We start from the raw sequence: 12,698 nt of genomic DNA, 5'->3' as shown, positions 1-12,698 counted from the left end.
GCGCAGCTGACAACAGGTGATTGAATATGGCTAGTGGAATCAAAGACAAAGTAGTGGTCCTGGGGATGGGTTGCAGCAAGTTCGGAGAGCGCTGGGATGCCAGCCCTGCCGATCTGATGGTGGAAGCCTTCGAGGAATGTCTTGCTGACGCGGGGATCGAGAAAAAGGACATTGAAATGGGCTGGTTTGGCGCCGGTATTGATGCCTACAACGTGGGCTCCAGTGCATTGCCTTTGTCCCTTGCCTTGCGGTTGTCGAACATTCCGGTAACCAAGGTTGAAAATATGTGTGCAACTGGCACCGAAGCATTTCGCGGAGCGGTTTACGCGGTTGCCTCCGGTGCTTGTGATATCGCCCTGGCGCTGGGTGTGGAGAAACTGAAGGATGTCGGTTACGGCGGTCTGCCCCAACGCACTCGCGGCGTGGAAAACGACATGTTCTGGCCCAATCTGTCAGCGCCGGGCTCGTTTGCCCAACTGGCGAGCGGCTACCGGGCCAAACACGGTCTCGATAAGACTGAATTGAAGCGCGCCATGGCGCATGTTTCAGTAAAGAGTCATGCCAACGGGGCGAAGAATCCGAAGGCCCACCTGCGTCGTGAAATCACGGAAGAGCAAGCCATCAATGCCCCTTATATTGCAGAACCGATTGGCTTGTATGATTGCTGCGGCGTGAGTGATGGCTCCGCCTGCGCCATCGTAACCACGCCTGAGATAGCCCGGCGACTGGGTAAAACAGACCTGGTGTCCGTGAAGGCGTTGCAATTGGCGGTTTCCAACGGTGATGAGGCCAGTTTTAGTGACTGGGACGGGTCTTACCTGAAGACCACGCGTATTGCTGCCCAGCGTGCTTATAATGAAGCCGGTATCAAAAAACCCCGGGAAGAAATCAGCATGACGGAAGTTCATGACTGCTTCTCGATTACCGAGCTGGTGACCATGGAAGACCTGCAGTTGTCTGATGAAGGTCAGGCAGTGCGTGACGTGTTAAACGGTGATTTTGATGCGGGTGGTCGAATCCCCTGCCAGATTGATGGCGGTCTCAAATGTTTCGGCCATCCCATTGGGGCCTCGGGTTTGCGCATGATTTACGAAAACTACCTGCAGTTCCAGGGGCGGGCAGGGGACCGGCAACTGCCGAACGCCCGCCTGGCCCTGAACCACAACCTTGGGGGCTTCCCGCACCAGAATATCTGTAGCATCTCGATTATCGGGCGTTACGAGTAAATGTCGAAGGAACAGGTGATCTGATGAGCCACACACAAACAGCCGTTATGCAGTCGGGCAGCGACGCCGAATCACTGGCGGTAGCCCAACGCAGTCTGGACAAGGTCCGGAAGCAGCTTGGGCTGGCCCTCAAGAACCTCAAAGCCTATTGCACTGAAGAGGGTCGGCTGAGCGCAGGCCTGCTGGACCGGCACCAGTTGAGCTGTTATGAGGCAGCCTTCTGCGCAGCGGAGCTCTCTGCTTCTGATGCGGTCTGTCATTACGCCGTGCAAGCAGGTGTAGAAGACGAGCTTGCCCGGGATGTGGCACTTGCTTTCTGCGCCGAAGCGGTGCCCTCGGCCATCCAGCGTTTGCTGGCCCGCGCCGGAGATGTTGGGCTTGATCGCGCCACGATCATTGGCTTGTACAGCGACGGGGACATCGAGCAGCTTGTCGGGCAGTTTGGAAATAGTGACTTCCTGGCGGCTATCGGAGCCACCGTGGCGGAACGAGGCAGTACCCGTTTGCCGTCCGCTCTTGGCGAAGAAAAGGAAATGGTGCGGGACATGTTCGCGCGGTTTGCCAACGACGTGGTGATGCCGCTGGCCGGCGCAATCCACCGGCAGGACCTCGATATCCCCGATGAGATTCTCAAGCCAGCAGCGGAACTCGGCTGTTTCGGCATCAGTATTCCAGAGCGGTTTGGCGGTTTGTTGCCCGATGATAAGCCGGACAGTCTGGGCATGATTGTTGTAACCGAAGAATTATCACGAGCGTCACTGGGAGCCGCTGGTAGTCTGATAACCCGTCCGGAGATCGCCGCCAAGGCTCTGCTGCAGGGCGGTACCGACGAACAACAGCAGAAATGGTTGCCGCGAATTGCCTCAGGCGAAACCCTCTGTGCGATCGCCATCACCGAACCCGATTATGGCTCGAATGTGGCTTCTCTCGGGCTGAAGGCGACGCCGGTTGAAGGCGGCTGGGTTCTTAACGGCAGCAAAACCTGGTGCACCTTTGCAGGCAAGGCCGGGATGCTGCTGGCGATGGCCCGGAGTGAGCCGGACCCGTCGCTGGGTCACCGGGGTCTAAGCCTCTTCCTGGTGGAAAAACCGCCAGCTGCTGGCCACGAGTTCCACCACCAACAACCGGCTGGCGGTGTTATTTCCGGTAAGGCTATAGCCACGCTGGGCTACCGGGGCATGCATTCATACGACGTTTTTTTTGAAGACTATTTTGTGCCGGCTGACGGCTTGATTGGCGGTGAGAAAGGCCGTGGTCAGGGCTTCTACTTCACTATGGCCGGATTTGCTGGCGGAAGGATCCAGACCGCCGCCCGGGCAACCGGAGTGATGCAGGCTGCATTTGAAAAGGCCTTGAGCTACGCCAAAGACCGCAAGGTGTTCGGCAAGGCGGTGGGTGATTATCAGCTCACCCAGGTGAAACTGGGCCGGATGATGTCGACTCTTACCGCTTCCCGTCAGTTCAGCTACGCGGTTGCCCGCATGATGGACGATGGCGGCGGCCAGATGGAAGCCAGCCTGGTGAAACTGTTTACCTGCCGTTCGGCAGAGTGGGTAACCCGTGAGGCCATGCAGATTCATGGTGGCATGGGTTATGCCGAGGAGTCAGATGTCAGCCGCTACTTTGTCGATGCGAGGGTACTGCCCATATTCGAGGGGGCTGAAGAAACCCTCGCGTTGAAAGTCATTGCAAGAAACCTGGTTGCGCAGGCTTGAAATCACAAACCTACAAGAAACCTTTCGGGAGAATGTTATGAGCGATAAAAAAATGTTGGATGGAAAAGTCATTGTGGTGACCGGTGGTGGTCGTGGTATCGGTCGCGCCACGTCTCTGATGCTCGCGGAACACGGTGCTAAAGTCGTGGTTAATGATATTGGCGGCGGTGCTGACGGTGCTGGTAACGACCAGGCCCCTGCTGACGAAGTCGTATCTGCAATCAAGGAAGCTGGCGGTGAAGCCGTGTCGAGTTTTGACAGCGTGACCGAATGGGAAGGTGGCCAGGCCATCATCCAGACCGCACTTGACACTTTCGGTCAGATCGACTGCGTCGTTAACAACGCCGGCAATCTTCGCGATGGCATTTTTCACAAGATGTCGGAGCAGGACTTCGAGTCCGTTCTTGCTGTGCATCTCAAGGGCACTTTCAACGTCAGTCGCGCGGCAGCACCGCATTTCCGACAGCAGGGCAGTGGTACCTTTGTGAACATGACGTCCACGTCTGGCTTGATCGGTAATTTCGGGCAGGCCAACTACTCCGCAGCCAAAATGGGCATTGTGGGCCTGTCCAAGTCCATGGCCCTGGATATGGACCGGTTTGGTGTTACCTCGAACTGCATCGCACCGTTTGCCTGGAGCCGACTGATCGGAAGCATCCCGACAGAAGACGAGGCCCAGAAAGAGCGTGTCGCGAAGATCCAGAAGATGACGCCGGACAAGATTTCCACGTTGGTGGTATCCCTGTGCAGTGACCAGGCCAAGCATGTGACAGGTCAGATCTTTGGCGTCCGCAATAACGAGATCTTCCTGTTCAGTCAGCCGCGGCCGATTCGTTCTGCGCACACGGCTGATGGCTGGACGCCGGAGACAATACTGAGCCGGGTGATGCCTGCCTTTGAAGCGGATTTCTACCCGCTCAGCCGCTCGGCGGATATCTTCAGCTGGGACCCGTTCTGAACAACCGCGGTTAGCAACGACTCCGTCCGGTATAACCGGAGGGAGTCTTTTCCAGACGAAGGAGGATGCACGTGGCCATCAGTTACGACAAACTTGTAAATCGCAAGTTCGAACGTATCGACCAGAAATACACCGAGAAAGATTCCATTCTGTACGCCCTGGGTGTGGGTCTGGGTATTGATCCCCTCGACCGGGATTGCCTGCCGTTCGTTTACGAGGATGGCCTGAAAGCGCTACCCAGTATGGCGGTGGTTATGGCTTACCCGGGCTTCTGGGCGAAAGAGCCGGACACCGGGATCGACTGGGTGAAGGTTTTGCACGCCGGCCAGGAGGTGGTCATGCACAAGCCGCTGCCTGCCTCCGGTCAGGTGTATGCCACCACTCGTGTCACCGATGTGATCGACAAGGGGGAGGGCAAAGGCGCCCTTATTTTCTCCGAACGCACCGTGATGGACGCCGCGACAGATGAGCCGCTATGTACGTTATTAATGACCACGATTGCCCGCGGCGATGGGGGTTTTGGTGGCCCTGCCGGGCAGACCCCGAAGCCGAATCCCATTCCCGACCGCGAGCCGGATACGGTATGTGACCTGCCAACGCTGCCGCAGCAGGCCCTGATTTACCGGCTGTCCGGGGACTACAACCCGCTCCACGCCGACCCGGATGTGGCGAAAAATGCGGGCTTCGAAGCCCCCATCCTTCACGGCCTGTGCACCTTCGGGGTGGCCTGCCACGCTCTTGTTAAAACCCTGTGTGATTATGATCCAGCGCGTTTTCACCGAATGAGTGTGCGCTTCTCGGCACCGGTTTATCCGGGCGAAACCATTCGCACTGAAATCTGGCGCGAAGGGAATTCCGTGGCCTTCCGTTGTCGCTCTGTGGAGCGGGATCTGGTCGTGATCAACAACGGCTATGCTGAGGTAAGCTGATATGCAGAATATTCTTTCCGGACTACGGGTCATTGAGGGCAGTGCTTTTGTGGCCGCGCCCTCGGGGGGCATGACGCTGGCGCAACTGGGAGCGGATGTGATTCGTTTCGACCCCATCGGCGGCGGCATCGATTACCGCCGCTGGCCGGTGACCAGTAATAACGAGAGCCTTTACTGGCATAGCCTGAACAAAGGCAAGCGGTCCATCGCGGTGGACATCCGCCGTCCGGAAGGTCAGGAAATCCTGTCACGCCTCATTACGCTTCCCGGGGATGATTGCGGCATGTTTCTCACCAATTTCCCGGCCAAAGGCTGGCTTTCCTATGAGCGCCTGAAAGAACTTCGGGAAGACCTGATTTACATGAACCTCACCGGTGACCGTCATGGCAAGAGTGCTCTGGACTATACCGTCAACTGCAAGGTTGGCTTCCCGTCCATCACGGGTGTGGGTGAGGCCGGAAAAATCCCGCCCCTGAACAATCCCATGCCTGCCTGGGATGTGATCACCGGCCAGCAGATTGCCCTGGGTTTGCTGGCTGCGGAGCGTCATCGCTCCCGTACCGGTAAAGGTCAATTGGTTAAGATTGCGCTGGCAGACGTTGCTCTGGCTACGCTGGGTAATCTCGGCTACATCGCTGAAGCCATGATCAACAATGCCGACCGCGAGGCGATCGGCAACGACATATTTGGCACCTATGGGCATGATTTCCAGTGCAGCGACGGTGAACGGGTAATGATCGTGGGGGTCAGCCCGAACCAGTGGAAGGCAATCGTCGCAGTGACCGGCACCGAAAATCCGATCCATGAATTGCAGACGCGCGCAGGCCTGGATTTCAGTAAAGAAGGTGATCGCTACAAGGGTCGTGACGACATTACCGCTATCTTCAAACCCTGGTTCAATGAGCGTCCTTACAGCCAAGTCAGCACTGAGCTGGATAATGCCGGTGTTTGCTGGGGTAAGTATCAGACCATCAGGGAAACGGTGAGTTCGGATATGGATTGCTCCACGGACAATCCATTGTTCCAGCTGGTTGATCAGCCCGGAATCGGTGAATACCTGATGCCCGACCATCCCCTCCGGTTCACCGGCATGGATCGTGACCCGGTGCTTCGGGCACCGAAACTCGGCGAGCACACTGAGGAAATTCTGGCGCAGACCCTGGGGCTGTCCAGCGGTGAGATTGGCAAGCTGTTCGACGATAAAGTTGTAGCCGGTAGTGAGCAGTAGGACCACCCACTGCATTTGACCAACAAAGACAAGAAACGCTGGGCCACCAACGCCCGGCAGGAGAACAGAATGGGACCATTGAACGGGTTTCGGATTATCGAGCTGGCCGGGCTTGGCCCTGGGCCATTCTGCGGCATGGTACTGGCTGATCTGGGCGCGGAAGTGATCAGTGTTGAACGCGTCGGGGCGCAAGCTTCAAAGCCAGCCCTGGATTGCAGTCGCCGGGGCAAACGTTCGATCGCGCTGAACCTGAAAAGTGAAGAGGGTGTCGAAGCCTTACTCAAACTGACAGAGACGGCAGACGCATTGTTCGAAGGTTTTCGCCCCGGGGTGACCGAAAAATTGGGCATCGGGCCTGAGCAATGCATGCAGCGTAACCCGCGGCTGGTGTATGGTCGCATGACCGGGTGGGGACAATACGGCCCGCTATCGAAAGCCGCTGGCCACGATATCAATTATATCTCTCTTACGGGTGTGCTCGGCGCGATTGGCCGAGCTGGAGAAAAGCCGGTACCACCTCTGAATCTGGTGGGTGATTTTGGCGGTGGCGGTATGTTCCTCGCTCTGGGTATTGTTTCGGCTCTGCTGGAAACGGCCAGGTCCGGTGAGGGGCAGGTCATTGACGCCGCCATGACGGACGGTTCGGCGGTGCTCATGTCAATGTTCCATACCGCCCATGAAATGGGCGTGCACTCCCTGCAGCGCGGAACCAATCGCCTCGATACCGGCGCCCATTACTACGACTGCTACGAAACAAGTGATGGCAAGTACATTTCCATTGGCTCGATAGAACCCCAGTTCTATGCCCAGTTGATGGAGGTTGCAGAGCTTCCGAAAGCGGAGTTCGGCGAGCAGTTGGATCGCAGCCGCTGGCCCCGGTTAAAGAAAACGCTGGAGCAGGTGTTCCGTCAGAAAACCCGGGACCAATGGTGTGAATTGATGGAAGGCACCGATATCTGCTTTGCCCCGGTGCTGGATCTGAAAGAAGCCTGGGCACATCCCCACAACCAGGTCCGGCAAACCTATGTTGAGGTGGACGGCATGCAGCAACCAGCACCGGCGCCCCGCTTCAGTCGCACCGCACCGGGCATTCGCTTTGCGGCCCGGCAATATGGCGCGGATACCGCAGAGGTGCTGGGCGAGCTGGGTTTTGCGCCTGAACAGCTGGAAGCCATGCGATCCGCAAAAGTCTGTGGTTAACCACCGACCACATGCTAATCACCCGACAGGATAAGACATTATGAGTCATTTGAACTACGAGATCGATGGCCAGGTCGCCTACCTGACCATGAATCGCCCGGAAGCCCGTAACGCGTTGTCACTGGAAATGCGCACCGAAATCCGGGACCGCTTGCAGGAAGCGGAGCTTAATGACGACATTCGCTGCATTGTTTTGCGTGGCGCCGGTGAGCACTTTCTGGCCGGTGGTGACGTCAAGTCCTTCATGGCGTTCACCAAGCTGCCCCCGGAAGAACGTCGTCTTACCTTTATCAATCGTATCCATGGTCTCAATACCATCATGTACGCCATGCGGCGGTTGAATAAACCGGTGATTGCCAGCGTTCGGGGTGCGGCGGCCGGTGCGGGCGTTAGTCTTGCGCTTTGCTGCGACATGGTGGTGGCGTCCGAAGATGCCTTCTTCACCCTGGCTTATTCAAAGATTGCCAGCAGCCCGGATGGGGGCGCCTCCTATTACCTGCCACGTCTTGTGGGCACCAAGAGGGCCATGGAAATAGCGCTTCTGGGCGATCGTTTCACTGCGCAGGAAGCACTGGGCATGGGTCTTATCAATCGTGTTGTGCCCACCGGGGAACTCGCGGCGAAAACCAAGGAGCTGGCGGATCGGCTGGCTAATGGCCCCACTCGCGCCTATGGCAATATCAAGAAACTGATTCTGTCCGCCTCTGACAATTCCCTTGAAGAGCATCTACAAGCAGAAGCCGAGATTTTCGGGGACACGGTCATGGCGGACGACTGGATTGAGGGCGTCGTCGCATTCAATGAGAAGCGCGAACCGGAATTTAAAGGGCATTGACCCGATCTGGCCTGACCGGCTTTCAGGAGGCGTAGCAGTGACCAATACAACAATCGACAAGACAACATTCAAAGGTATCGTTTGCGGCTCACGGCATTTCACCCATGAGATGTTCCAGAATGATGTAAGGCGTGCTGCCAGCGTCTTCAGCAAGATGGGGATCGGTGAGGGGGAGTGCGTGGGTATCTTCATGCGTAACGACATTCACTTCATGACTGCCAACCACGCCGCCAACTATGTCGGGGCTTATGCGGTGCCTATCAACTGGCACCTGGCGGGAGAAGAACTCACTTATATACTGAATGATTCCGGTGCCCGGGTTCTGGTCATCCACGCCGACCTGTACCGGAAGGTGAAGGAGGCCATTCCTGCCAGTGTCAGTTGTATCCTGGTGGAAACCCACGAAGATATCCGCGAGCCTTTTGATCTGTCGGCTGATCAGTGCACTGTGCCGGAGGGGGAAGCCGACTGGCATCGTTTGCTGGATTCGGAACAGCCCTTGCAGGCCCCGCCCGTTCAGGGGCCGTCCTCCATGTTGTATACCTCCGGCACCACGGGACATCCGAAAGGTGTTCGCCGGATTCCGCTCAATGCCGAAGGCGCCGCCATACTGCGGGATTTCCGGACCCGGGTTTACGGCTGCGGACCGGGCGCCCGCTGTACTGTGCCGGGGCCGCTTTATCACAGTGCGCCCAATGGCTATGCCATGCAGGCTTCCAAAATCAGTGACTTGTTGGTGATCATGCCGAAGTTTGATTCTGAGGAATTCCTGTCATTAATTGAGGAGTACCGGCTGACGGCGGCGATTATGGTACCGATCATGTTCATCCGGTTACTGAAGTTGCCGGAGGACGTTCGCCATAAATTCAACCTGTCGAGCCTCGAGTTCATTATCCATGCTGCCGCCCCCTGCCCGGCGGACGTCAAACGCAGGATGATCGAATGGTTCGGCCCGGTGATCAATGAGTTTTACGGCTCCACAGAATCCAGTGCGGTCAGTGCCTGTAATTCCGAACAAGCACTTGCCAAGCCCGGGAGTGTCGGCAAGACGGTACCGGAAGCGGATATTCGAATTCTGGACGAGAATGGGGATATCGTGCCCGCCGGCCAGATCGGTGAGATCTATTCACAGTTTCCGCTGATGGATTTCACCTACAACCGTAAGCCGGAAGCCCGTGCTGAGATGGAAAAGGATGGCTACGTTACCTCCGGTGACATGGGTTATCTGGACGAGGACGGCTTCCTGTTTATTGCCGACCGGGTAAAAGACATGGTGATCTCCGGGGGTGTGAATATCTATCCTGCTGAGATAGAGGCGGTTCTGCACAACTATCCGGGTATCAAGGATTGCGTGATTTTCGGTATTCCCGACGAAGAGTTTGGCGAATCACTGATGGCAGTGGTGGAAGCGCAGAGCGGCATCACGCTGGATACCGAGAAGGTCAGGGCCTATTTACGGGAACATCTGGCGGGGTTCAAGGTCCCGAGACGGATAGAGATCGGCAACGACCTTCCCCGGGAGGACTCAGGCAAGATTTTCAAGCGTCGCTTGCGGGATAAATACTGGCAGCAGGCTGGCCGGAATATCTGATCAGGTTAGCGTGAGCGCGCTTCCATGAAGATATTCGATTAAGGCATGTTTGCTATAAAAACATAACTTATTTGTAATATGGATAGGGCGAGAAGTAGGGTTTTCAGTTCGCCCGGGAAATCAGAAAAATGCCGATAAACGATAGCAGTGGTAATGCAAATAACTTTAAGACTGAAACCGAAAACATGACCGGTTTCAGGGATGCCCTGGGGTTTACCGTTACGGAGTGGCGAAAAGACTTCTGTGCGTTAACGGTGCCGCTGGGCGACCAACATATGAATCGCAACGGCTTTGTGCATGGCGGGGTATTTATGTCCCTGCTGGACTCCGCAGCTGGCCTGTGTGGCACCTGGTGCTCAGTGCCAGGCAATGTCCGCAAATGCATTACGGTGTCTATGAATACCCACTTTATCAACCCCGCCCAGGATGGGCTGTTGCGGGTTGAAGCCCACCTGATCAGCCGCGGCCGCAAAATGTTCTTTGTGGAGGCTCGGATTACCCGTGACGACCAGCTTATCGCTACCGGCGCCGGAACCTTCCGGTATGTATTCGGCGGCGAGAACGAGGAGGGAGTTCCCTCAGTTTAAGCCTGCCCGTTAGGCCTTCCTTCCCGATAAATAAATGCATAAATCAACCAATAAAATAATGGCATATATTATATAAAATATGGGTCATTGTTGATATTGGTCTGCGGTGCTAGGTTGAACTCACAGCACCACCACGGTGATGTATCTCTTAGTTCAATAACAACAATCAGCACTGGAGACATAACCATGAAACCGTCCATGAAACGTTTATGCCTGCTTCCCCTCCTGGGGCTGCTCGGCGTCGGTCAGGCAACGGCAGACGTTGTCTTTCGATACGCCGAAGGTGGCCCCAACCGTGGTACTCGCGCCGAGGCTGTGCAGTATTTCGCTGACGAAGTCGAGCGCATATCCGAGGGTGAGATGAGGGTCGATATCCATTGGGGCGGTGCGCTGCTCAAGTGGAGTGGCGTGATGGACGGTGTCGCGGCGGGGACCGCAGATCTGGGCTCGGTACTCTCATCCTACGAACCTTCAAAGCTGACGGCGCTCGGTATTGGCGATATTCCGCTTGAGTACTCCGACCCCTGGGTGGGTATGCGCGCGATGTACGACCTGATGACCGAAGAGCCAGCGATGGCCGAGGCCATGAGTGAGCGTGAACTGGTCTATCTCAGTAACTTCAGCACCTCCGGTGTTCAGTTCGAGTGCACGGAAGGCAATGAGATAAAGACCGTTGAAGACATCAAAGGCAAACGGATGCGGGCCACCGGCACCTACAGCAAAGTGCTGGATGACTTGGGTGCGAACATGGTCAATATGACCTTCGGGAAAGTCTATCAAGCCTTGGACAGCGGACTTGTGGACTGTCTCGGCAGCTATTTCTACACCATGCGGGCCTACAAGACCTATGAAGTAGTAGAGACAGTAACCCGTGTCGATTGGGGGCAGTTGCTGGGCTTTGCCATAGTCATGAATGAATACTCCTGGCAGGACCTTGATGGAGAACAGCAGGAGATCCTGCGAGAGGCAGGCTCCCGCATGATCGACCATTTCGCCAGACTGTTGATTGAAGATGGCGAGGAGGTCGCCGAGATGCTGGATTCAGGTGGCTTTGGCAAGACCGTTCCGGTCAAACCCATCGCATCAGAGGAAAGAGAGCGGATTCTGGAGGCCACCCTCAAGTTCCGTGACAGCTGGATTGAGGATGCGGATCAGGCGGGTATTCCCGGCGAACAACTGTGGAGCCGCTACGAAGAACTGCTGGAGCAATACCAGCAGAAGCTTAAGAGCTCGGGTTATCCCTGGGCCGAATAACCCCCCTGGAAAACAAAAAAAGGACAACCTAGTTATGAAGTCAGTCGACTCGATAAAAACCCTTTGTATGGGCTCATTTTTAGCCCTTGCCATGGCAGGGCAAGCCCTTGCCGAAACCACCTTGCGTTATGCCGAAGCCACGCCCAACCGTGGTAGCCGGGCAGAGGCATTGCAGTTCTTTGCCGATGAAATTAATGAACGTTCCGGCGGCGATCTCGCCCTGGACATTCATTGGGGTGGAGCATTGCTCAAGTACTCCGGCATTCTGGATGGCGTATCCGCTGGCACCGCGGATATGGGGAGCGTTCTGGCAGCCTATGAGCCGACCAAAATGCGTGGTTTGAGCATCGGGGATATCCCGGTTGAGGGTAATTCTGATCCCTGGGTCGCGATGCGAGCCATGTACGACCTGATGACGACCAACGAGCAGATCCAGGACTCTTTTGCTGATGAGGGGGTGGTTTATGTGGGGAACTACACCACCACGCCAGTCCAGCTAGAGTGCACGGAAGGCAATGCGATCCGCACCGTTGAAGATATGAAAGGCAAGCGGATTCGCGCTTCGGTTATCTACGCCAAGATCGTCGATGAAATAGGAGCCAATCTGGTGAACTTTACTTACGGTGAAGTCTATCAGGCTCTGGATAGCGGTCTGGTGGACTGTTCTGCTGGTTATCTTTATGCCATGCGTTCCTTCAAAACGCCGGAAGTAACCAGCAGTGTCACCCTGACGAACTGGGGCCAGATTACCGGTTTCGCCATCATGATGAACAAGTACAGCTGGGAGGATCTCAATGAGGCCCAGCAGCAGCTTATGCGGGAAACAGGTTCCGATATGGTGGACTTCTACGCCGAGACGGTGATTGAAGAAAGCCAGGTCATTATCGATGCCTTGCCCACAGGTGAATTGGGTAACGAGATCGAAGTCATCAAGATGGCTGATTCAGAGCGTGACAAGTTGCTCAGTCTGTCCGGCAAGTATATTGAGCAATGGATTGAAGAGATGAACCAGGCCGGATTCGACGGCCAGGGTATCTGGGAGGAATACCAGCAGTTGCTGGCCAAATACCAGCAAGTACTGGATGAGAAAGGCTATCCGTGGGAAGCCTGATCCGTCCCTGAGTCAGCAGGAATGCCGGGCGCCCCTGAGGCGCCCGGCTATCAACTACCTCGAC

At 56.1% G+C, this 12,698-nt stretch carries 11 protein-coding genes; all 11 read left to right on the top strand.

What is annotated here, in order from left to right:
- The first annotated feature begins 26 nt into the window (after nucleotides 1–26).
- The 11 genes from WEB64_RS05755 to WEB64_RS05705 all read left to right on the top strand — a co-directional run bounded on the left by WEB64_RS05755 (nucleotide 27) and on the right by WEB64_RS05705 (nucleotide 12,634).
- Entirely contained in the window at nucleotides 27–1,226 is a 1,200-nt protein-coding gene (locus WEB64_RS05755; RefSeq protein WP_368059919.1) for an acetyl-CoA acetyltransferase, read from the top strand.
- Nucleotides 1,227–1,249: 23 nt separating this feature from the next.
- On the top strand, nucleotides 1,250–2,941 hold the full coding sequence (locus WEB64_RS05750) for an acyl-CoA dehydrogenase family protein (protein ID WP_368059921.1): 1,692 nt from the start codon (nucleotides 1,250–1,252) through the stop codon (nucleotides 2,939–2,941).
- Between the two features lie 37 nt (nucleotides 2,942–2,978).
- Entirely contained in the window at nucleotides 2,979–3,899 is a 921-nt protein-coding gene (locus WEB64_RS05745; RefSeq protein ID WP_368059923.1) for an SDR family NAD(P)-dependent oxidoreductase, read from the top strand.
- 71 nt (nucleotides 3,900–3,970) lie between these two features.
- Nucleotides 3,971–4,828, top strand: a complete 858-nt coding sequence (locus tag WEB64_RS05740) for a MaoC/PaaZ C-terminal domain-containing protein (RefSeq protein ID WP_368059925.1) — start codon at nucleotides 3,971–3,973, stop codon at nucleotides 4,826–4,828.
- A gap of 1 nt (nucleotide 4,829) precedes the next feature.
- Nucleotides 4,830–6,056, top strand: a complete 1,227-nt coding sequence (locus WEB64_RS05735; RefSeq protein WP_368059927.1) for a CoA transferase — start codon at nucleotides 4,830–4,832, stop codon at nucleotides 6,054–6,056.
- Nucleotides 6,057–6,125: 69 nt separating this feature from the next.
- On the top strand, nucleotides 6,126–7,256 hold the full coding sequence (locus tag WEB64_RS05730) for a CaiB/BaiF CoA transferase family protein (RefSeq protein ID WP_368059929.1): 1,131 nt from the start codon (nucleotides 6,126–6,128) through the stop codon (nucleotides 7,254–7,256).
- Between the two features lie 40 nt (nucleotides 7,257–7,296).
- Nucleotides 7,297–8,091, top strand: a complete 795-nt coding sequence (locus tag WEB64_RS05725; protein ID WP_368059931.1) for an enoyl-CoA hydratase/isomerase family protein — start codon at nucleotides 7,297–7,299, stop codon at nucleotides 8,089–8,091.
- A gap of 37 nt (nucleotides 8,092–8,128) precedes the next feature.
- Nucleotides 8,129–9,682, top strand: a complete 1,554-nt coding sequence (locus tag WEB64_RS05720; RefSeq protein ID WP_368059933.1) for an acyl-CoA synthetase — start codon at nucleotides 8,129–8,131, stop codon at nucleotides 9,680–9,682.
- A gap of 128 nt (nucleotides 9,683–9,810) precedes the next feature.
- Complete coding sequence (locus WEB64_RS05715) at nucleotides 9,811–10,269, top strand: PaaI family thioesterase (protein ID WP_368059935.1); 459 nt, start codon at nucleotides 9,811–9,813, stop codon at nucleotides 10,267–10,269.
- Between the two features lie 186 nt (nucleotides 10,270–10,455).
- The gene (locus WEB64_RS05710; protein WP_368059937.1) at nucleotides 10,456–11,523 is read left to right on the top strand and encodes a C4-dicarboxylate TRAP transporter substrate-binding protein; all 1,068 of its coding nucleotides are present in this window, start codon (nucleotides 10,456–10,458) and stop codon (nucleotides 11,521–11,523) included.
- A 34-nt stretch (nucleotides 11,524–11,557) separates the two neighbouring features.
- Entirely contained in the window at nucleotides 11,558–12,634 is a 1,077-nt protein-coding gene (locus WEB64_RS05705) for a C4-dicarboxylate TRAP transporter substrate-binding protein (RefSeq protein ID WP_368059939.1), read from the top strand.
- Nucleotides 12,635–12,698: the final 64 nt, after the last annotated feature.

This window comes from Marinobacter sp. (assembly GCF_040882185.1).
In the GTDB taxonomy this organism is placed as follows: domain Bacteria; phylum Pseudomonadota; class Gammaproteobacteria; order Pseudomonadales; family Oleiphilaceae; genus Marinobacter.
The sequence above is the reverse complement of the archived record's forward strand: the minus strand, read 5'-3'. Positions and strand labels throughout refer to the sequence as shown.

Excerpts from the sequence above, each read along its gene's own strand:
- WEB64_RS05755 (WP_368059919.1), top strand. The coding sequence starts at position 27 with ATGGCTAGTGGAATCAAAGACAAAGTAGTGGTCCTGGGGATGGGTTGC.
- WEB64_RS05750 (WP_368059921.1), top strand. The coding sequence starts at position 1,250 with ATGAGCCACACACAAACAGCCGTTATGCAGTCGGGCAGCGACGCCGAA.
- WEB64_RS05745 (WP_368059923.1), top strand. The coding sequence starts at position 2,979 with ATGAGCGATAAAAAAATGTTGGATGGAAAAGTCATTGTGGTGACCGGT.
- WEB64_RS05735 (WP_368059927.1), top strand. The coding sequence starts at position 4,830 with ATGCAGAATATTCTTTCCGGACTACGGGTCATTGAGGGCAGTGCTTTT.
- WEB64_RS05730 (WP_368059929.1), top strand. The coding sequence starts at position 6,126 with ATGGGACCATTGAACGGGTTTCGGATTATCGAGCTGGCCGGGCTTGGC.
- WEB64_RS05725 (WP_368059931.1), top strand. The coding sequence starts at position 7,297 with ATGAGTCATTTGAACTACGAGATCGATGGCCAGGTCGCCTACCTGACC.
- WEB64_RS05715 (WP_368059935.1), top strand. The coding sequence starts at position 9,811 with ATGCCGATAAACGATAGCAGTGGTAATGCAAATAACTTTAAGACTGAA.
- WEB64_RS05710 (WP_368059937.1), top strand. The coding sequence starts at position 10,456 with ATGAAACCGTCCATGAAACGTTTATGCCTGCTTCCCCTCCTGGGGCTG.
- WEB64_RS05705 (WP_368059939.1), top strand. The coding sequence starts at position 11,558 with ATGAAGTCAGTCGACTCGATAAAAACCCTTTGTATGGGCTCATTTTTA.